Source organism: Burkholderia sp. Ax-1720 (genome assembly GCF_011753035.1).
Taxonomy (GTDB): Bacteria; Pseudomonadota; Gammaproteobacteria; order Burkholderiales; family Burkholderiaceae; genus Burkholderia; species Burkholderia gladioli.
The window spans coordinates 1-19,025 of record NZ_VWWK01000039.1 but is presented as its reverse complement, the minus strand read 5'-3'; the positions used below and the strand labels follow the sequence as shown (position 1 = coordinate 19,025).

Below are 19,025 nucleotides of genomic sequence, written 5' to 3'. Positions count from 1 at the left end.
CCGTTATATCGCGTCGAATTCAGGACGCCGCGCTCGCGGCAGCCTGGGAAAAGTGACCGCTCAGTCGTGACGGCCGGAGCCGCCTTCCGGCTCCGCGTCCGACGACGGCTCCTCGTCGGTGCCACCGATCCGATAGCGTTCGGCAGCCCAGGCGCCGAGATCCATCTGCTTGCAGCGGGCCGAGCAGAACGGGCGGAAGGTATTTTCCGGAACCCAGCGGACCTGTTTTCCGCAGGCCGGGCATTTGACGGCAAGAGTCACGATTTCAGAGATTACAGAGCGTCAACTGGAACGGCACGTCGATGTCGACCGCGCGCGGCCGCACGTCGCCGTCCTGGACGGTGAAGCGCACCCACAACATGTACTTGTTGGCGCTGGCTTCGGGGATCACATGGAGTTCCGGCGGCACGCGCACCTGCATCAACTGGTAGGTGCGCCCCGACAGCATCTGCTGGTAGCTGCCCTGCATCGCCATCACCTTCGAGGCCTGGCCCGATTCGCGCGCCAGGCGCAGCACGATGGTGGCCGCGTCGCGCAGCGGCAGCAGGGGCATCGCCCACTTGGTGATGTCCTGGCGCCGCTGCTCGGCGGGCCATTGCTGCCAGGCGTAATACGAGGGCAGGTCGAACTTGCAGGTGCCGCCCGGGATCACGGCGCGGCTGCGAATGCTGCCCAGCCATTCGTTGTCGAGCAGGTGCTGGCCGGTCTTGCCCTGCATCTGGCCGAGATTGGCGAGGGTCTGCTCGATTTCGCCGAGCACCGCCTCGAGCGCGTTCTGCTCGATGCCGGGGTTGCCGCGAAACGGCGCGAGCGTCTGCCGCTGGCGTTCCAGTTCCTTCATCAGGTCCGACTTGAGATCCGCCCGGCCCGCGACTTCCGCGATTTCGAACAGCGTCGTCAGCGCCACGTGATGCTCCCTCGGATCTTCCTGCGACAGGAAGAACGCCAGGCGCTCGAACAGGTCTTCGAGGCGCAGCAAGGTGCGGATGCGTTCGTTGAACGGATACTCGTAAAGGATCAAGCGCGCTCGCCTCGGGCGTTGGGACAAAGGACCGGAATTGCTGGACATTCTAATGCCCACGCTCAGGCGTCGCAATCGCGCCTTGCGCAGGGATTCGCGCGGGCGTGGCGCTTGCTCGATCCCGCGCGGGCCCGGCCCGGCGGGCCCGGGAACGTTCAGGACTTCGATGCGGCCAGCGCGAGGTAATGCGCGTGCAGCGCGTCGATGCGGGTATCGAGCGCCGCGTCGGGCGCGGCCTCGTTGACGATCACGTCGTCGGCCGCCGCCAGGCGGGCCTCGCGCGTGGCCTGGCGTGCCACGATCGCCTCGACCTGCTCGCGCGCGAAGCCATTCCTCTGCATGACGCGCGCGATCTGCGTCTCGACCTCGCAATCGACCACCAGCACGCGATCGACGCGGCGGCGCCAACTGCCCGATTCGACCAGCAGCGGTACCACGAAGATCACATAAGGGCCATTCGCTCGCGCGGCCTGCTGCTCGGTCTCGGCGCGGATCAGCGGATGCGTGATGGCCTCCAGCCGCTTGCGCGCGGCTTCGTCGCCGAACACCAGCGCGCGCATCCGGGCCCGGTCGAGCGACTCGTCGGCGGCCACGAAGGCCGGGCCGAACGCGGCGGCGATCGCCGGCATCGCGGCGCCGCCGGGCGCGGTGACCTGGTGCGCGATCGCGTCGGTGTCGACCAGGGTCGCGCCGCGCGCGCCGAAACGGTTCGCGACCGTGGTCTTGCCGCTGCCGATACCGCCCGTCAATCCCACCGAGAACATGGGGTCAGCCTCCGATCGTCAGGTAGAACGGCGTGCCGTGCAGCAAGGTGAGGATGCCGCCGAGCGCGAGGAACGGCCCGAACGGCAGCGGCTCCTCGTAGCGCATGCGGCCGCGCCACATCGCCAGCAGGCCGACCGCCGCGCCGCTGAGGGCCGCGATCAGCAGCACCTGGGGCAGGGCGATCCAGCCGAGCCAGGCGCCGAGCGCGGCGAGCAGCTTGAGGTCGCCATAACCGATGCCCTCGATGCCGCGCAGCAGCTTGAACAGCCAGAACACGCACCAGAGGAACAGGTAGCCGGCGATCGCGCCGATCACGGCCTCGCGCAGGTCGACGAAATTGCCCCACAGATTGACGAGCAGCCCGGCCCACAGCAGGGGCAGGGTCATCGAATCGGGCAGGTAGCCGGTCTTGATGTCGATCAGGCTCATCGCCAGCAGCATCGCGCAGAGGCCGAAGGCGGCCAGCGCGGCCGGGACGGGACCGAACACGGCCAGCGAGGCGACCGCCAGCAGGCCGGAAGCCAGCTCGACCAGCGGGTAGCGCGGGCTGATCGGCGCGCGACACCGGGCGCAGCGTCCACGCAGCGCCAGATAGCTCAGCACCGGCACGTTTTCCCAGGCGCGCAGCACGTGGCCGCAGTGAGGACAGGCGCTGCGTGGCGCCCACAGATCGTAGCGCGGCGGCAGGCCGTCGTCGGGCGCCGGGTCGGCGCCGGTGGCCTCGGCGAGTTCGGCCTGCCAGGCGCGCTGCATCATGATCGGCACGCGATGCGCGACCACGTTCAGGAAGCTGCCGATCACCAGCCCGAGCACGGCCGCGAACACGTAGCGGACGGCGGCCGGCAGCGCGGCGAACGCGAGCGACGGATCGGCAAGGGCGAAAGACGAGATCATCGGGAAGGCTGGGAAAAGGGATTCGAGAGGAATCGGCGCGAGTCGGAACCGGGAGCGATGCTACACCACGTTGCCGAGCTGGACGATCGGCAGGTACATCGCGACCACCAGGGCGCCCACCAGCACGCCGAGCACGATCACCACCAGCGGCTCGCAGAGGCTCGTCAAGGCGCCGATCCGCTCGTCGACCTGCCGCTCGCAGAGCGAGGCGATGTCGGCGAGCATCGCGTCGAGCGTGCCCTCGCCGCCGTCGGCCATCGGGCAGCCGCGCACGATCGCGTCGGGCCGCGCACGGCGCAGGCCGGCCGCGATCGCGTCCGTCACCTGTTGCGCGGACAAGGATCCCTTGAACGAATCGGGCGCAATGACGACGACAGGCGCGGACGGGAAGGGCTGCATGGTGTCTCCAGTGGAATATTCGGTTGGGGTCGCAACGTTCGCCGCGGCTGCGGCCGGGTTGCGATCGGGGTGCCCGCGTCGCCGGCGCGTGGTGCCGAGCCGGGCAGACGCGAGCTTAACAGGCCGGCGGCGCGCGGCGAATAGGCGGGACGGTATGACCGGAATCGAGGCGCGGGGCGCGCACTTTGCGCGCGAGGGCGCAATCTGGCGGCTTGGAGAAAATAGTTTGCTAGAATAGTCGATTCTTCCGGCCAAAGCCGTGCTTTTCAAGCCGCAGGCGCCGCGCTCCGCAAGGCGGGGCGGCGGTGCCGACGAATGGGAACGGCGGCGGTGCGATGACCACTGGGACTATCGCGTCGCGAGGCGGGCACGGCAAGGAAAACCGATTCGCTCGAATAATTTTAGGACGATTGAAGCCATGGCTAACGTTGTTGAAAACCTCGGCAAGCTCGAACGCCGTGTGACGATTTCCCTGCCCAAGGAAGTCGTGCAGAAGGAGATCGACGCCCGTATCCAGAAACTCGCGAAGAACGTGCGCATGCCGGGCTTCCGCCCGGGCAAGGTGCCGCTCAAGATGGTCGCGCAACAATACGCGGGCCAGGTCGAGGCGGAAGTGCTGAGCGACAAGATCGGCCAGGAGTTCTTCGAAGTCAGCCGCACCGAGAACCTGCGCGTGGCAGGCCAGCCGAGCTTCGCGCCGAAGGCCGAGGCAGTTGCCGACGCCTACGCGTTCGATGCGACCTTCGAGGTCTACCCGGAAGTGAAGATCGGCGATCTGGCCACCGCTGAGGTCGAGCGCTCGACCACCAGCATCGGCGACGCCGAGATCGATCGCACCCTGGACATCCTGCGCAAGCAGCGTGTGCACTTCCACGCTCGCGGCGAAGGCGGCGAGCATGGCGACGGCGGCACGGAAACGGCTGCCCAGAACGGCGACCGCGTGACGGTCGACTTCGTCGGCAAGATCGACGACGTCGCCTTCCCCGGCGGCACCGCCGAAGACTTCCCGTTCGTGCTCGGCGAAGGCCGCATGCTGCCGGAATTCGAGACGGCCGCGCTGGGCCTGAAGGTCGGCGAGGCTCGCGAGTTCGACCTGACCTTCCCCGAGGACTATCACGGCAAGGACGTCGCCGGCAAGACGGCGAAGTTCACGGTCACGATGAAGAAGGTCGAGTGGCCGCACCTGCCGGAAATCGACGGCGAGTTCGCCAAGACGCTCGGCATCGAGGACGGCGACACCGCCAAGATGCGCGGCGAGATCAAGGACAACCTCGAGCGCGAAGCCAAGCGCCGTACCCAGTCGCTGGTCAAGAACCAGGTGATGGACGCTGTCCTGAAGATCTCGGAGCTGGACGTGCCGAACGCGCTGGTCGAGCAGGACCAGCAGCGCCTGGTCGAGATGGCTCGCCAGGATCTCGCGCAACGCGGCGTGCCCAACGCGGCGAATGCCCCGATCCCGGTCGAGATGTTCAAGGAGCAGGCCGAGCGCCGCGTCAAGCTGGGCCTGGTGATCGCCGAGCTGGTCAAGGCCAACGGCCTGGAAGCGAAGCCCGAGCAGATCCGTGCCGAAGTCGACGAGTTCGCGAAGAGCTACGAAGACCCGAAGGAAGTGGTCCGCTGGTATTATTCGAACCAGCAGCGCCTGGCCGAAATGGAAGCGTTCGTCGTTGAAAGCAACGTCGTCGACTTCGTGCTCGGCAAGGCGAAGGTGACGGACAAGGAAGTGAGCTTCGAGGCACTGGCCAGCGCATCCGCGCAGGCTTAAGCGTCGTTTCAGCGGCGTGCCGGCTGTCGGAGCGACGGCCCGCACGCCGTTTTTGCGTCGAGGGCCGGCCCAAGGCCGGCCGGCGACGCGAAACTTCGCGCCGGCGGTCCTTTCTTCCGTTCAACATTCATTTCGGACAAGGCTCATTGCATGATCAATCGCGCTGAATTGCTGGATACGCTGGCTTCCCATGCTCCGCAGGATTTCGAGACGAAGGCGCTCGGGCTGGTGCCGATCGTGGTCGAGACCAGCGGCCGCGGCGAGCGTTCGTACGACATCTACTCGCGTCTGCTCAAGGAGCGGATCGTGTTCATGGTCGGCGAAGTGAACGACCAGACCGCGAACCTGGTGGTCGCGCAGCTGCTGTTCCTGGAGAGTGAAAACCCGGACAAGGACATCAGCCTGTACATCAACAGCCCGGGCGGTTCGGTCTCCGCGGGCCTGGCGATCTACGACACGATGCAGTTCATCAAGCCGGACGTGTCGACGCTGTGCATGGGCCTGGCGGCCAGCATGGGCGCCTTCCTGCTGTCCTCGGGCGCCAAGGGCAAGCGCTACGCGCTGCCCAACGCGCGCGTGATGATCCACCAGCCGCTGGGCGGCGCGCGCGGCCAGGCCTCGGACATCGAGATCCAGGCGCGCGAGATCCTGTACCTGCGCGAGCGCCTGAACAAGATCCTGGCCGACAACACCGGCCAGGACGTCGAGCGGATCGCGCGCGACACGGATCGTGATAATTTCATGTCCAGCGACGATGCCAAGGCTTACGGCCTGATCGACCACGTGACGGCCAAGCGTCCGTAATCCCAGCAAACGGGGTGCCGCCCCAAAACGGGCGGCGCCTCGCGCCTCGAGCATCTGCGGCAAGACCAGCGCGGCCGGCCAATACCCATGGCGACGTCATGGGCGGCTGGCCAAACGGCGTATTATGTAACTCGTGTGTCCGGAGGCTCATACATCCATGGCGGACAAAAAAGGTTCGAACAGCGAAAAGCTGTTGTATTGCTCGTTCTGCGGGAAAAGCCAGCATGAGGTGAAGAAACTCATCGCCGGCCCGTCGGTGTTCATCTGCGATGAGTGCATCGACCTCTGCAACGAAATCATCCGCGACGAGGCCGCCGCATCCGGGGTCGAAGCCAGTCTGTCGAAATCGGACTTGCCGAGCCCGCAGGAAATCCGCGAGATCCTCGATCAGTACGTGATCGGCCAGGAGCGCGCGAAGAAGATCCTCGCGGTGGCCGTCTACAACCACTACAAGCGTCTCAAGCATCTCGACAAGAAGGACGAAGTCGAGCTCTCGAAGAGCAACATCCTGCTGATCGGGCCGACCGGCTCCGGCAAGACGCTGCTCGCGCAGACCCTGGCTCGCCTCTTGAACGTGCCCTTCGTGATCGCCGACGCGACCACGCTGACCGAAGCCGGCTACGTGGGCGAGGATGTCGAGAACATCATCCAGAAGCTGCTGCAGAACTGCAATTACGAGGTCGAGAAGGCGCAGCGCGGGATCGTCTACATCGACGAGATCGACAAGATCAGCCGCAAGTCGGACAACCCCTCGATCACCCGCGACGTGTCGGGCGAGGGTGTCCAGCAGGCGCTGCTCAAGCTTGTCGAGGGCACCATGGCCTCGGTGCCGCCGCAAGGCGGGCGCAAGCATCCGAACCAGGATTTCATCCAGGTCGACACGACCAACATCCTGTTCATTTGCGGCGGCGCGTTCGACGGCCTGGAGAAGGTCATCACCGATCGTACCGAAAAGACCGGCATCGGCTTCGGCGCCTCGGTGAAGAGCAAGCAGGAGCGCGATTCGGGCGAGGTGCTGCGCGAGGTCGAGCCGGAAGACCTGATCAAATTCGGGTTGATTCCCGAGCTGATCGGCCGTCTGCCGGTGGTCGCAACGCTCGGCAAGCTCGACGAGGCCGCCCTGATGAAGATCCTGGTCGAGCCGAAGAACGCGCTGGTCAAGCAGTACCAGAAGCTGTTCGCGATGGAGCGCGTGGAGCTGGAACTGCGCCCCGACGCGCTGCAGGCGGTGGCCCGCAAGGCGATCCGCCGCAAGACCGGGGCGCGCGGCCTGCGTTCGATCATCGAGCAGGCGCTGCTCGACGTGATGTACGAATTGCCGACCCTGAAGGGGGTGAGCAAGGTCATCATCGACGACAACGTGATCGATGGCGACGGCAAGCCCTTGCTGATCTACGAGGACACGCCAAAAGTGGCGGGTTCGAATTGATCGGCTTGACTGTCTGAGGAAGCAAAAAAGCCGTTCATGGCGTCGTGAACGGCTTTTTTCGTTTAGTCTTGTGGGTAACACTGACTTCCCGCTGCACGGCGACTTTTTTACCGAATATTTCCCACGCGCTGAAGGCTTGCAATCCGTTTCGCCGGCCTCAACTACCGAACAATTGATTCCACTCATGGGGAAATGAAAATGTCAGGCACCCAACTTCTCCCGCCGGAACGCATTACGCTCCCGCTGCTGCCGCTGCGGGATGTCGTCGTTTTCCCGCATATGGTGATCCCGCTCTTCGTGGGTCGGCCGAAGTCGATCAAGGCCCTCGAGGCGGCGATGGAAGGCGGCAAGCACATCATGCTGGTCGCCCAGAAGACCGCCGCGAAGGACGAGCCGACCGAAAAGGACATGTACGAGGTCGGCTGTATCGCCAACATCCTGCAGATGCTGAAGCTGCCTGACGGCACCGTGAAGGTGCTCGTCGAAGGCCTGCAGCGCGCCCAGGCACTGTCGATCGAGGAACAGGAAACCCAGTTCTCGTGCGAAGTGCTGCCGCTCGAACCCGACCACGCCGACAGCGCCGAAACCGAGGCCCTGCGTCGCGCGATCGTGTCCCAGTTCGATCAGTACGTGAAGCTGAACAAGAAGATCCCGCCGGAGATCCTGACCTCGCTGTCGGGCATCGACGAGGCGGGCCGCCTGGCCGATACGATCGCGGCGCACCTGCCGCTCAAGCTCGACCAGAAGCAGCACATCCTGGAAATGTTCCCCGTCATCGAGCGTCTCGAGCACCTGCTCGCGCAGCTCGAGGCCGAGATCGACATCCTGCAGGTGGAAAAGCGCATCCGCGGCCGCGTCAAGCGCCAGATGGAGAAGAGCCAGCGCGAGTACTACCTGAACGAGCAGGTCAAGGCGATCCAGAAGGAGCTGGGCGAGGGCGAGGAAGGCGCCGATCTCGAGGAGCTCGAGAAGCGCATCAATGCCGCGCGCATGCCCAAGGAAGCCAAGAAGAAGGCCGATGCCGAGCTCAAGAAGCTCAAGCTGATGTCGCCGATGTCGGCCGAGGCCACCGTCGTGCGCAACTACATCGACACGCTGATCGGCCTGCCGTGGCGCAAGAAGAGCAAGGTCAACAACGACCTGTCGAACGCCGAGCAGGTGCTCGACGAGGACCACTTCGGCCTCGAGAAGGTCAAGGAACGGATCCTCGAGTATCTCGCGGTGCAACAGCGCGTCGACAAGGTCAAGGCGCCGATCCTGTGCCTGGTCGGGCCTCCGGGCGTCGGCAAGACCTCGCTCGGCCAGTCGATCGCCCGCGCCACGAACCGCAAGTTCGTGCGCATGGCGCTCGGCGGCGTGCGTGACGAGGCCGAGATCCGCGGCCACCGCCGGACCTACATCGGCTCGATGCCGGGCAAGATCCTGCAGAGCCTGACCAAGGTCGGCGTGCGCAATCCGCTCTTCCTGCTCGACGAAGTCGACAAGATGGGCATGGATTTCCGTGGCGATCCGTCGTCGGCGCTGCTCGAGGTGCTCGATCCGGAACAGAACCACACGTTCGCCGATCACTACGTCGAAGTCGATTTCGACCTGTCGGACGTGATGTTCGTGGCCACCTCGAACTCGCTGAACATTCCGCCGCCGCTGCTGGACCGGATGGAAGTGATTCGCCTGTCGGGCTACACGGAAGACGAGAAGGTCAGCATCGCGCAACGCTATCTGCTGCCGAAGCAGAAGAAGAACAACGGGCTGAAGGACGGCGAGATCGACGTCACGGAAGAAGCGATCCGCGACATCATCCGCTACTACACCCGTGAAGCGGGCGTGCGTTCGCTCGAGCGCGAAGTCTCGAAGATCTGCCGCAAGGTCGTGAAGATGCTGCTGTTGAAGAAGGCGGCGAGCCCGGTGAAGGTCGATGCCGGCAACCTCGACACCTTCCTCGGCGTGCGCAAGTACGACTTCGGCCTGGCCGCGAAGGAAAACCAGGTGGGTCAGGTCACGGGCCTGGCCTGGACGGAAGTCGGCGGCGACCTGCTGACGATCGAGGCGGCGGTGATGCCGGGCAAGGGCAACGTGATCCGCACCGGCTCGCTCGGCGACGTGATGAAGGAATCGGTCGAGGCCGCGCGCTCGGTGGTGCGTTCGCGTTCGCGCCGCCTGGGCGTGAAGGACGAGGCCTTCGAGAAGCAGGACATCCACATCCACGTGCCGGAAGGCGCGACGCCGAAGGACGGTCCGTCCGCCGGTATCGCGATGACCACGGCGCTGGTGTCGGTGCTGACGGGCATCCCGGTCCGCGCGGATGTCGCGATGACGGGTGAAATCACGCTGCGCGGCGAGGTGCTGCCGATCGGCGGGCTGAAGGAGAAGCTGCTGGCGGCGCATCGCGGCGGTATCAAGCTCGTGCTGATCCCGGAAGAGAACGTGAAGGATCTCGCCGACATTCCGGACAACGTGAAGAACGCCATCGAGATCGTGCCGGTCCGCTGGATCGACAAGGTGCTCGAACTGGCGCTCGAGCGTACGCCGAGCGCGCTGCCCGAGGACGAAGCGAAGGCCGCGGCGCCGGTTGCCGAAGCCCCGAAAGATGCCTCGACGGAAGTCGTCAAGCACTGAGCGCATCCCACAGTGTGAGCTTCGAAGCATGAAGCTCCACGCAGGGAACCAACCCGCGGCCATCGCCGCGGGTTTTTATTGGCGCTTCGTGGCGAAAGATGCATCAATCCCTTGCGCTGTCTCAGCTTCGGCGCTTGACAGGCCCGTTTCGGCTTCATTTAATGATCGACCCGGCATGTACCGGGCGACGGCCGACAACGGGGCGGCCGTCCTGACATGGGACCACTGACGAAAGGGGACGGCATGAACAAGACGGACTTGATCGACCACATCGCACGCGAGGCAGATTTATCCAAGGCATCGGCAGGACGCGCGCTCGACGCGCTGATCGCCGGTGTGGTGCAGGCGCTGGAAACCGGCGGCAGCGTCACGCTGGCCGGCTTCGGCACCTTCGAGGTGGGCGAGCGGATCGCGCGCAATGGGCGCAACCCGCAAACCGGCGAAACGATCCGCATCGAGGCGGCGCGGGTCGCGAAATTCAGGGCTGGCAAAGCTCTGAAGGATGCGCTAAACTAGCGGGCTCGCTGCTTGACGATGTCCACGCGCAGTATCCAGGATGTCGGCAGGCAGGTGGCAAGCGCGAAACGGGTGCTTAGCTCAGTTGGTAGAGCGGCGCCCTTACAAGGCGTAGGTCGGGAGTTCGAGCCTCTCAGCACCCACCAGTTTCGTGATCTTGCCTGCGGTACCACACCAAGGAGCGGTAGTTCAGTTGGTTAGAATACCGGCCTGTCACGCCGGGGGTCGCGGGTTCGAGTCCCGTCCGCTCCGCCAGATTCAGTACGAAGCCCCGTGAGTTCACGCTCACGGGGCTTTTTGCTTTGGCGCGCCTCGACGACATGTTTGCCCGGGCAGCACGATCCCGTCGCCGCCCGGGGCACCGCCTTCAGGGCAGCAGTTTGTCGAGCAGCGGCGAGCTGAAGATCCGGCTCGGGTCGAGGCGATCGAGCGTGGCGCGCGCGGTATCCCAGTTGCTCGAGGCGGGCTGGCCGTCGCGATACAGGCCTGGGATGGTGGTGCCGATCATGGTGGCATCCTGCCAGGCCGCCGTATCGGTATAGCCCCAGCCCTTCGACCATTCGGGGCGCAGCGTCGCGTAGGAGCCGCTGTAGTTCGACAGCATCCACTGCTCGATCTCGCGATAGAAGCGATCCGCCGAGGGCGTGCCGGGCAGCGAGAGGATGTCGAACCACACCGCCACATCCCATTCGGCATGATCGGGGCGCGGCTTGAGCGCCGAGAGGGTCGGCGCGACCGTGCCGGCACCGATGTCGCCTGGCTGGTCGAGGCCGGTCACGCGGATCTCCACCGGGCCGTTCATCGGATACAGGCCCTGCGCCTGGTAGGCGCTCACGCGGTTCTGGTAGAACTGCACGAACTCGTTGATGGCGCGCTGCACGTCGGCGCGGCGTGTCAGCACCGCATAACCGTTGGCGGTCACCCGCAGCGTGGTCGGGCGGATGTACTGCTGCACGGTGCGCGACCAGCCCCAGATGTCGGCCGACAAGGTGAGCGCCAGGCCCGCGGTGGTGACGGCGAGCTGGGTCTGCCCGAACAGCGGCGTCAGGCTGCCGTCGCCGCCGCCGATGATGCCCTGGATCAGATCCGACAACTGCTTCGGAATCGAATCGGAGAACGGATAGTTGTATGGCTGGGTGACCGCTCGCGAGAGCAGCGGCTTGTTCGGCGCGACGGTCCAGACCTTGAGCCAGGGATTCGCGGTGAACGGAAACCAGATCGCTTCCATGCGGCCGGTCTGGTCGAGGAAGGACGCCACGGTGCGCCCGCTCGAACCGGCCGGCGCGAACAGCTCCGTCGCCGGGATGTTGGTATAGCTCTGGCATCGCAGGCGCTGGTTCGGCGCGGCGACCAGGGTTGCCTCGACGACGAAGGCGCGGCCGACGTGCGCGAGCAGGGCGCCGATGTCGGGATCGTTGCGCTGGAAGGTACGCAGCACGTATTGCTGCGAACCCGAGTCGAACACCACGGCCGTCAGCGAGACCACCAGGTTGCTCAGCGAGCCGTAGGTCTGGCCGGGCCGGCGCGTTTCGCCGGTGGCCGGCACGGCCGTGCCGTGCGCGTCGATCGCGAGGGCGCCGCCGAGCGTGATGTCGCCCGGTGCCGGCACGGCCACCAGGCCGAGCTGGCTGGCCTCGAGCGTGGCCAGCAGCGATTCGAGCGAGACGCCCGTTTGCGCCGTGACGCGCGCCGGGCTGCTCGAGGTGTCGACCGAGACGGCCGTCAGCGATTGCGTGGTGTCGAGCAGCACCAGGTTCGCGGTGCCGGCCGCCGGGTCGAGCGTGAGCGGCGACCAGTTGTGCATGTGGCCGCGCGGGCGAACCTTGTAGCCGTTCGCGCGGGCCCAGTTGACGACGTTCAGCACGTCGGCGGCCGAACGCGGCGCGGCGGTCCAGACATCCTGCAGGACGATCTCGCCGCTCCAATTCTGGAAGGCCTGCTTGTAGAGCGGCAGGTCGGCGGGGAAATTCGGCGGCGTGGCGCCGGTGGTTTGCGCGTGCGCGGCAACCTGATAGATCGGGGTCCAGCCGGCGACCACGCCGGCCGCCGCGAGTTTGGCCATGTCGGACAGGAACGCGCGACGCGGCGAGCGTTCGTCCAGGGATTTCTCGGACATTGTTTTCTCTCTTTGTTATCGATTCGCCCGATTTGCAACGAGTAAAACAAAAGGAAATCAAATCGGGCGGCCGATTATCGATTGGCAAACGGCAGTGGAATCAGGCGCGGCGTGGCCAGCCGGCAACGGCCACGCCCCTCGCGCCAGGGCGCCGTGAAGCGGGCGTCGTCGTATTGTTACTGCAAATCGATCGACGAAGAAACCGTAATTCCGAGGTTTTGATTTATTCGATGGCATGCAGGGTCGGCAGGTCGTGCTTTTCCGGGGCAAGCCGCCTGCTTTGTATTTTCAATCGATCGATATATTGCATTTTTCGTGAATGGCGACGCGGCATGTGCCGATGCACGAGCGCGTGTCACGCATGGTCGGAACCGCTGCGCCGGCGTCGATCGGCAGGTTCGGCGCGCGGTCGCCCCCCGGTTTCGCCTTTTTTCCTTGCCACTGATGTAATATCGGTCGTTTTGTCCAGCCACTTCGGTTCCGCATGCTCGATTTCTTCCGCAATCACCAGCGCCTGATGATGTTCCTCCTGCTCCTGATCGTGCTTCCGGGGCTCGGGTTCGTCGGGGTACAGGGCTTCCGCGACTTCTTCGACGACAGCGCGAATGTGGCATCGGTCGACGGACACAAGATCACGCGCGCCGAATTCGACGGCGCCTATCGCCAGCAGATCGACCAGGCGCGCCAGGCCCTCGGCGCGAACTTCGACGCCAAGCAGTTCGACACGCCCGAGCGTCGCCAGCAACTGCTCGACGGCATCATCGAGCAGCGCGCGCTGACCGACGAGGTGCGCCGCCTGCACCTGACGGCTTCCGACAACGCGGTGCGCGAAGCGCTGATGTCGAATCCGATCATCGCCTCGCTGCGCAAGCCCGACGGCTCGATCGACGCCGAGCGCTACACGCAGCTGCTGGCGATGCAGGGCATGACGCCGGACCAGTACCAGGAATCGGTGCGCTACCAGCTCTCGCAGAGCCAGCTGCCCAACAACCTTATCAACAGCGCCTTCACGCCCAAGAGCGTGGCCCAGCGCCTGACCGACCTGGCGCAGCAGCAGCGCGAGATCCAGGCGATCGTGCTGAAGCCGGCCGACTACGCCGCCAAGGTCCAGCCGACCGACGCCCAGCTCTCGGCCTACTACGACGCGCACAAGCAAGCGTTCGCCACGCCCGAGACGGCCAGCATCCAGTACCTGGTGTTCACGCCGGCCGCGGCTGCCGCCAACGCGCAGCCGTCCGACGCGGACCTCCACAAGTTCTACGAGGACAACACCGCGCGCTTCCGCACCGAGGCGCAGGTGCGCGTGAGCCACATCTTCATCGCCGCGGCGCGCAATGCCAGCGCCTCGGACAAGGCCGCCGCGAAGGCCAAGGCCGACCAGCTGCTGGCCGAGGTGACGGCCCACCCGGATCAGTTCGCCCAGATCGCCGAGAAGAATTCGCAGGACGCGCCCTCGGCAGCCAAGGGCGGCGACCTGGGCTACGTGACGCGCGGCTCGACCGCCGGCGGCCCGGCCTTCGACGATGCGGCCTTCGCGCTGAAGTCGGGCGAGCTCAGCAAGGTGGTCGAGTCGGACCTCGGCTACCACATCCTCAAGGCGACCGACGTGAAGCCGGCCGTGGTCAAGCCCTTCGACGAGGTCAAGGATTCGATCGCGACCGAGCTCAAGCAGCAGTTCGCGGCCAAGGCCTTCAGCGACAATTCGGAAGGTTTCTCCTCGCAGGTCTACGAGAAGGCCAAGAGCCTGCAGCCGGCCGCCGACAAGTACAAGCTGACGATCCAGACCGCCACCGTCACGCCGCAGCCGAACCCGGCCCTGCCGCCCGACAGCCCGCTCAACAATCCGAAGTTCCTGGCCGCCGTGTTCGCGGCGGACTCGGTCAAGAACGGCAACAACACGCAGGCGATCGACGTCGGCAACAGCACCCTGATCGCCGCGCGCGTGACGGCCGACAAGCCGGCCGCGGTGCCCGCGCTGGACGCGATCAAGGACGTGGTGCGTCAGAAGTACATCGCCGACGAAAGCGCGAAGCTGGCCAAGCAGGACGGCGCGGCAAAGCTGGCGGCGCTGCAGAAGTCGAAGTCGACCGATGGTTTCCTGCCGGCCGAGAAGGTCTCGCGCACGCAGACGCTGGGCCTGTCGCCCGAGGCGATCGCGGCGATCTACAAGGCTGACGCGAAGTCGCTGCCGGCCTATGTCGGCGTCGATCTCGGCGCGAACGGCGGTTACGCGATCTTCCGCGTCAACGCGATCGTGCCGCCCGCGCCGGTGGATCCGCAGCAACTGACCGCCGCCCAGCAGCAACTGGCCCAGGTCTATGCGCAAAGCGAGAGCGAAGCCTACATGAAGGCGCTGCGCGACCGCTCGAAGGTCAAGATGTACGGCTCGCTGGGCGACAGCAGCAGCCGCAGCGACGACAACTGATCGCCGCCGCGCCGCCAGGCACCTAGCTACAGCGAAAAGCCCCGCTCGAAACCGAGCGGGGCTTTTTCTTTGGCGGCGAGGCGGGAGAGCTGCGGGGCAGGGTGACGCTCTTGCGCCTCCCGCGAGCCTCAGTGCGCGCCCGGCCCCAGCAGCGGCTTCACCACCGGCCAGACGTTGTCGAGCAGCCTGGGCTGCGCGCCCTGGTTCGGGTGGTTCTGGTCGTCCTGGAACTGGTCGGGCTTGTCCTCGAGGCCGGCCAGCAGGAAGGGCACCAGCGGCAGGCGCAGCTCCTTCGCGAGCGTGCCGTACATGGCATGGAACTTCTGCGTGTAATCGAGGCCGTAGTTGGGCGGCACGTACATGCCGACCAGCACCACCTTCGCCTTGGCCTGCTGCGCCTGCGCCACGATCGCGCGCAGGTTCTGCTCGGTGGTGGCCAGCGGCACGCCGCGCAGCGCGTCGTTGGCGCCGAGTTCGACGATCAGGATCGAGGGCTTCAGGCGCGTGAGCACGGCGGGCAGGCGGGCCCGGCCGCCGTTGGTGGTGTCGCCGCTGACGCTGGCGTTCGCGACGCTATAATCGATTCGCTGATCCGCGATGCGCGCGCGCATCAGGGCAACCCAGCCCGTGTCGCGCGGCAGGCCGTATTCGGCGGACAGGCTGTCGCCGAGCACCACGATGTTGGGCTTGGCCGCGCTGGGTGAGGTAGCCGCGGGCGCGGCCGCTTGCGTGGCTGCCTGCGCGGCGGCACCGAGGCCGCCGAACCCGGCCGTGGCGACCACGGCGATCACGACGGCGCGCAGGCCGTCTTTCCAGGAATCACTCTGCTTCATGCTCAAGATGACGGAACCGATCATTGAAGTTCGACAAGTGGCGAAACGGGTGGCCGATGCGGCCGGCGAACTGACGATCCTCGACGGCATCGACCTGACGGTGGCGGCAGGCAGCAGCCTGGCGATCGTCGGCGCCTCGGGGTCGGGCAAGTCCACCTTGCTCGGCCTGCTTGCCGGCTTGGACAGCGCGACCGAGGGCACGGTTCGCCTGCTCGGCCGGGATCTGCAGGGGCTCGACGAGGACGCGCGCGCGGCGCTGCGCAGCGGCTCGGTCGGCTTCGTGTTCCAGTCCTTCCAGTTGATGCCGCATCTCACCGCGCTCGAGAACGTGATGCTGCCGCTCGAACTGCGCGGCGGCATCACGGCGCGCGAGGCGGCCGAGCGCGCGCGCCGCCTGCTCGAGCGGGTCGGGCTCGGCGCGCGCACCGGCCACTACCCGAAGCTGCTGTCGGGCGGCGAGCAGCAGCGCGTCGCGCTGGCCCGCGCCTTCGTCACCGATCCCGCGATCCTGTTCGCCGACGAGCCGACCGGCAGCCTCGACGCCGCCACCGGCCACGCCGTGATCGACCTGATGTTCGAGCTCAATCGCGCGCAGGGCGCGACGCTGGTGCTGGTCACGCACGACCCGGCGCTCGCGCGCCGCTGCGGCACGGTGATCACGCTCGACGGCGGGCGCATCGTCGCCGATGCCACGGAGCCGAGCACGAACTGAGCTCGCGGCGCGACGCATGTCGTCCTGTCCACGAACAAACGGCCGGAAATCCCGGCCGTTCGTATTTGCGTCGCCGCTCAGCGCTTGAGCGCCGCGCGGGCCCGCGCGATCAGCGCCGAGGTCGAGGAATCGTGCTTGGCGGGATCGACGTCGGCCGCGGTGAGATCGGCCTCCACCACCTTGCCGAGGATCTTGCCGAGCTCGACGCCCCATTGATCGAAGGGGTTGATGTTCCAGACCGAGGCCTGCACCAGCACCTTGTGCTCGTAGAGCGCGATCAGGGCGCCCAGCGTGCGCGCGGTGAGCGCATCGACCAGGATGGTGCTGGTCGGGCGGTTGCCGGGGAAGCTCAGGTGCGGTGCCAGCTCGGGCTTGTCCGGGCCGGCGATCTTGCGCGCTTCCTCCAGCGTGCGGCCCAGCATCAACGCCTCGCTCTGCGCGAAGCAGTTGGCCAGCAGCTTCGGGTGATGGCTGGCCAGCGCATGCTCGGGCGTGAGCACCGCGATGAAGTCGATCGGCACGATGGTCGGGCCCTGGTGCAGCATCTGGAAGAAGGCGTGCTGGCCATTGGTGCCCGGCTCGCCCCAGGTGACGGCCGAGGTCGGGTAGTCGACGAAGGCGCCGTCCAGGCGCGCCGACTTGCCGTTGCTCTCCATCTCGAGCTGCTGCAGGTACGAGGGCAGGAAGTGCAGTGCTTCCGAATACGGCGCCACCAGGTAGCTCTGCGAGCCGAAGAAGTTGCGATACCAGATGCCGATCAGGCCGAGCAGCACCGGCAGGTTCGCTTCCAGCGGCGCTTCGCGGAAATGGCGGTCCATCTCGTCGGCGCCGGCCAGCAGCTCGTCGAACTGCTCGGGCCCGATCGCGATCATGATCGACAGGCCGACCGCCGACCACAGCGAATAACGCCCGCCCACCCAGTCCCACATCTCGAACACGTTGTGTGCGTCGATGCCGAACTTGACCACTTCCTCCGGGTTCGCCGAAACGCCGACGAAGTGTTTCGCCAGCGCGTTCTCGGGGCAGCCGTGCGCGAGCAGCCAGTCGCGGGCCGAGCGCGCATTGGTCATGGTCTCGAGCGTGGTGAAGGTCTTCGAGACCACGATCACCAGGGTTGCCTCGGGATCGCAGTGCTCCAGCGCGCGGGAGAGATCGGCGCCGTCCACGTTCGAGACGAAGGCGCAGGACAGCTCGCGGGTGGCGAGGTGGTCGAGCGCGTGCACCACCATCTTGGGGCCGAGGTCCGAGCCGCCGATGCCGATGTTGATCACATGGCGGATGCGCTTGCCCGTGTAGCCGGTCCAGCGGCCGTCGCGGACCTGCTCGGCGAAGGCGGCCATCTTCTTGCGCTCGGCCAGCACCTGCGCGTGGAAGGGGGCATCGGGCGAACTCGCGCGCAGCGCGGTGTGCAGGGCGGCGCGCCCTTCGGTCGGGTTGACCACCTCGCCGGCGAACATCGCGTCGCGCCGCGCCTCGACGCCGGCCTCGCGCGCGAGCTGCACCAGCAGCTTCAGCGTCGCGTCGGTGATGCGGTTCTTCGAGAAGTCGATCGCGAGGCCGCCGCCCGCCACGGTGAAGCGTTCGGCGCGCGTCGGCGCGGGATCGTTGGCGGGGGCGAACCAGTCGCGCAACTGCGCGTCGCGGATCTCGTCGTAGTGCGATTGGAGGGCGGACCAGGCGGGGAGCGAATTCAGCGTCATATCGGTTCTGGCGAAACTGTCGTGACTTGGAAGGCGTGGGCGGCGGGATGCGCCGCTTGCCGGCGGACTACCGGGGACTGCGAAAGCCGCGCGCGCTGTGCTCGGCATCGATCGTGAGCGGATCGAGCGCGCGCGGGGCCATCCAGTATAACGGCCTCACCGTGGCGACGGCGCGAGGCGAGAGTAAAAGTGACGGTTCAGCAGCCGGCGCACGGCCGGCGCCAGTTCCCCGGCGGCCAGGCCCACCGGGCCGGCGCCGAGCGTGCTCAGGCAGTCGGCCGCCAGGCCATGCAGGTAGACGCCCGCCAGCGCGGCTTCCCAGGCCGGCAGGCGCTGCGCCGCGAAGGCCGCGATCAGGCCGCCGAGCACGTCGCCGGTGCCGCCGGTGGCGAGCGCGGCATTGCCGGTCGGGTTGACGGCCACGCGCCCGGCCGGCTCGGCAATCACCGTGCCCGAACCCTTGAGCACCGCGATCGCGTGGAAGCGCGCGGCCAGCTCGCGCGCGGCGGCGAGGCGCTCGCCCTGGACCTCGGCGGTGCGCGTGCCGAGCAGCCGCGCCGCTTCGAGCGGATGCGGGGTCAGGATCGACACGGCGTGACGCACGCCGCGCTTGACCAGGGCCGAGTTCAAGTCGGCATGCGCGGCGACCAGGTTCAGCGCATCGGCATCGATGACCAAGGGCAGGTCGAGCGCGAGCACCTCGCGCAGCGTCTCGATCGCGCGCTCGCGCGTGCCCAGCCCGCAGCCGATGCCGATCGCGCTAAGCCCTTCGGGGTTCAGCGAGCGCGCCGGATGCAGCATCAGTTCGGGGAAGGGCGGGTCGTAGGGCGGGGCCTCGTCGCCGAGGAAACCGACGTGCACCTTGCCCGCGCCGGCATGCAGCGCGGCGCGCGCGGCCAGGATCGGCGCGCCGCACATGCCGGTGTCGCCGCCGACGATCGCCACGCTGCCGAAGCTGCCCTTGTGCGAGGCGGCCCCGCGCGCGGGCCAGCAAGGCGCGAACAGGGCCGGCGCGTTGAGCGTGGCGGAC

The 19,025-nt window shown here is 66.8% G+C and carries 16 protein-coding genes and 2 tRNA genes; 9 read left to right on the top strand and 9 right to left on the bottom strand.

The genetic code is table 11. From position 1 onward, the window contains the following. Positions 1 to 60: 60 nt before the first annotated feature. From F3J18_RS14515 to F3J18_RS14495, 5 genes are all read right to left on the bottom strand, one after another. Entirely contained in the window at positions 61 to 261 is a 201-nt protein-coding gene (locus F3J18_RS14515) for a DNA gyrase inhibitor YacG (protein WP_013696563.1), read from the bottom strand. Between the two features lie 4 nt (positions 262 to 265). Next, positions 266 to 1,021, bottom strand: a complete 756-nt coding sequence (zapD, locus tag F3J18_RS14510) for a cell division protein ZapD (protein WP_013696564.1) — start codon at positions 1,019 to 1,021, stop codon at positions 266 to 268. 155 nt (positions 1,022 to 1,176) lie between these two features. After that, a complete protein-coding gene (gene coaE / locus F3J18_RS14505) occupies positions 1,177 to 1,785 on the bottom strand; it encodes a dephospho-CoA kinase (RefSeq protein WP_166913180.1) in 609 nt (202 codons plus the stop codon). Positions 1,786 to 1,789: 4 nt separating this feature from the next. Next, positions 1,790 to 2,680, bottom strand: a complete 891-nt coding sequence (locus tag F3J18_RS14500) for an A24 family peptidase (protein WP_240154538.1) — start codon at positions 2,678 to 2,680, stop codon at positions 1,790 to 1,792. Between the two features lie 60 nt (positions 2,681 to 2,740). Further along, entirely contained in the window at positions 2,741 to 3,079 is a 339-nt protein-coding gene (locus F3J18_RS14495) for a glycerate kinase (RefSeq protein WP_166913179.1), read from the bottom strand. A 418-nt stretch (positions 3,080 to 3,497) separates the two neighbouring features. On the opposite strand from F3J18_RS14495, the gene tig reads away from it, so the two are divergent. The 7 genes from tig (at position 3,498) to F3J18_RS14460 (ending at position 10,464) form a co-directional block, all read left to right on the top strand. Beyond that, positions 3,498 to 4,844 carry a trigger factor gene (gene tig, locus F3J18_RS14490; RefSeq protein ID WP_025096738.1) on the top strand — a complete coding sequence of 449 codons (1,347 nt, stop codon included), beginning with the start codon at positions 3,498 to 3,500 and terminating at the stop codon, positions 4,842 to 4,844. A 150-nt stretch (positions 4,845 to 4,994) separates the two neighbouring features. Continuing rightward, positions 4,995 to 5,648 (top strand): ATP-dependent Clp endopeptidase proteolytic subunit ClpP, encoded by a 654-nt coding sequence (gene clpP, locus F3J18_RS14485; protein WP_013698348.1) that lies wholly within the window; start codon positions 4,995 to 4,997, stop codon positions 5,646 to 5,648. Between the two features lie 157 nt (positions 5,649 to 5,805). Then, positions 5,806 to 7,077 (top strand): ATP-dependent Clp protease ATP-binding subunit ClpX, encoded by a 1,272-nt coding sequence (clpX, locus tag F3J18_RS14480; RefSeq protein WP_025096739.1) that lies wholly within the window; start codon positions 5,806 to 5,808, stop codon positions 7,075 to 7,077. Positions 7,078 to 7,275: 198 nt separating this feature from the next. Beyond that, on the top strand, positions 7,276 to 9,693 hold the full coding sequence (lon, locus tag F3J18_RS14475) for an endopeptidase La (protein ID WP_013698346.1): 2,418 nt from the start codon (positions 7,276 to 7,278) through the stop codon (positions 9,691 to 9,693). A 243-nt stretch (positions 9,694 to 9,936) separates the two neighbouring features. After that, a complete protein-coding gene (locus tag F3J18_RS14470) occupies positions 9,937 to 10,209 on the top strand; it encodes an HU family DNA-binding protein (protein WP_025096740.1) in 273 nt (90 codons plus the stop codon). Between the two features lie 70 nt (positions 10,210 to 10,279). Then, positions 10,280 to 10,355 (top strand) — tRNA-Val (locus F3J18_RS14465). 32 nt (positions 10,356 to 10,387) lie between these two features. Then, a tRNA-Asp gene (locus F3J18_RS14460) sits at positions 10,388 to 10,464 on the top strand. 112 nt (positions 10,465 to 10,576) lie between these two features. Here the strand turns inward: F3J18_RS14460 and F3J18_RS14455 are convergent. After that, positions 10,577 to 12,325 (bottom strand): cholesterol oxidase substrate-binding domain-containing protein, encoded by a 1,749-nt coding sequence (locus F3J18_RS14455; RefSeq protein WP_166913178.1) that lies wholly within the window; start codon positions 12,323 to 12,325, stop codon positions 10,577 to 10,579. A 484-nt stretch (positions 12,326 to 12,809) separates the two neighbouring features. On the opposite strand from F3J18_RS14455, the gene F3J18_RS14450 reads away from it, so the two are divergent. Then, on the top strand, positions 12,810 to 14,750 hold the full coding sequence (locus F3J18_RS14450; RefSeq protein WP_025096742.1) for a SurA N-terminal domain-containing protein: 1,941 nt from the start codon (positions 12,810 to 12,812) through the stop codon (positions 14,748 to 14,750). 128 nt (positions 14,751 to 14,878) lie between these two features. Here the strand turns inward: F3J18_RS14450 and F3J18_RS14445 are convergent, their stop codons facing one another. Then, the gene (locus F3J18_RS14445; RefSeq protein ID WP_080959666.1) at positions 14,879 to 15,583 is read right to left on the bottom strand and encodes an arylesterase; all 705 of its coding nucleotides are present in this window, start codon (positions 15,581 to 15,583) and stop codon (positions 14,879 to 14,881) included. Between F3J18_RS14445 and F3J18_RS14440 the strand changes: the two genes are divergently transcribed. Then, positions 15,582 to 16,295 carry an ATP-binding cassette domain-containing protein gene (locus F3J18_RS14440; RefSeq protein WP_013698341.1) on the top strand — a complete coding sequence of 238 codons (714 nt, stop codon included), beginning with the start codon at positions 15,582 to 15,584 and terminating at the stop codon, positions 16,293 to 16,295. The genes F3J18_RS14445 and F3J18_RS14440 overlap by 2 nt on opposite strands. 77 nt (positions 16,296 to 16,372) lie before the next feature. Here F3J18_RS14440 and pgi read toward each other — a convergent pair whose 3' ends face one another. Both pgi and F3J18_RS14430 read right to left on the bottom strand, forming a co-directional pair. Continuing rightward, positions 16,373 to 17,995: a glucose-6-phosphate isomerase gene (pgi, locus tag F3J18_RS14435; RefSeq protein ID WP_166913177.1), complete on the bottom strand. Its 1,623-nt coding sequence runs from the start codon at positions 17,993 to 17,995 to the stop codon at positions 16,373 to 16,375. A gap of 156 nt (positions 17,996 to 18,151) precedes the next feature. Continuing rightward, on the bottom strand, positions 18,152 to 19,025 hold an 874-nt coding region (locus tag F3J18_RS14430), incomplete at its 5' end, for an NAD(P)H-hydrate dehydratase (RefSeq protein WP_166913176.1).

What these genes read in the sequence shown, in the direction of transcription:
- F3J18_RS14450 (WP_025096742.1), top strand. Translation starts at nt 12,810, where the DNA reads ATGCTCGATTTCTTCCGCAATCACCAGCGCCTGATGATGTTCCTCCTG.
- F3J18_RS14500 (WP_240154538.1), bottom strand. Translation starts at nt 2,680, where the DNA reads ATGATCTCGTCTTTCGCCCTTGCCGATCCGTCGCTCGCGTTCGCCGCG.
- lon (WP_013698346.1), top strand. Translation starts at nt 7,276, where the DNA reads ATGTCAGGCACCCAACTTCTCCCGCCGGAACGCATTACGCTCCCGCTG.
- coaE (WP_166913180.1), bottom strand. Translation starts at nt 1,785, where the DNA reads ATGTTCTCGGTGGGATTGACGGGCGGTATCGGCAGCGGCAAGACCACG.
- F3J18_RS14445 (WP_080959666.1), bottom strand. Translation starts at nt 15,583, where the DNA reads ATGAAGCAGAGTGATTCCTGGAAAGACGGCCTGCGCGCCGTCGTGATC.
- tig (WP_025096738.1), top strand. Translation starts at nt 3,498, where the DNA reads ATGGCTAACGTTGTTGAAAACCTCGGCAAGCTCGAACGCCGTGTGACG.
- F3J18_RS14455 (WP_166913178.1), bottom strand. Translation starts at nt 12,325, where the DNA reads ATGTCCGAGAAATCCCTGGACGAACGCTCGCCGCGTCGCGCGTTCCTG.
- F3J18_RS14495 (WP_166913179.1), bottom strand. Translation starts at nt 3,079, where the DNA reads ATGCAGCCCTTCCCGTCCGCGCCTGTCGTCGTCATTGCGCCCGATTCG.
- clpX (WP_025096739.1), top strand. Translation starts at nt 5,806, where the DNA reads ATGGCGGACAAAAAAGGTTCGAACAGCGAAAAGCTGTTGTATTGCTCG.
- clpP (WP_013698348.1), top strand. Translation starts at nt 4,995, where the DNA reads ATGATCAATCGCGCTGAATTGCTGGATACGCTGGCTTCCCATGCTCCG.
- F3J18_RS14440 (WP_013698341.1), top strand. Translation starts at nt 15,582, where the DNA reads ATGCTCAAGATGACGGAACCGATCATTGAAGTTCGACAAGTGGCGAAA.
- F3J18_RS14470 (WP_025096740.1), top strand. Translation starts at nt 9,937, where the DNA reads ATGAACAAGACGGACTTGATCGACCACATCGCACGCGAGGCAGATTTA.
- pgi (WP_166913177.1), bottom strand. Translation starts at nt 17,995, where the DNA reads ATGACGCTGAATTCGCTCCCCGCCTGGTCCGCCCTCCAATCGCACTAC.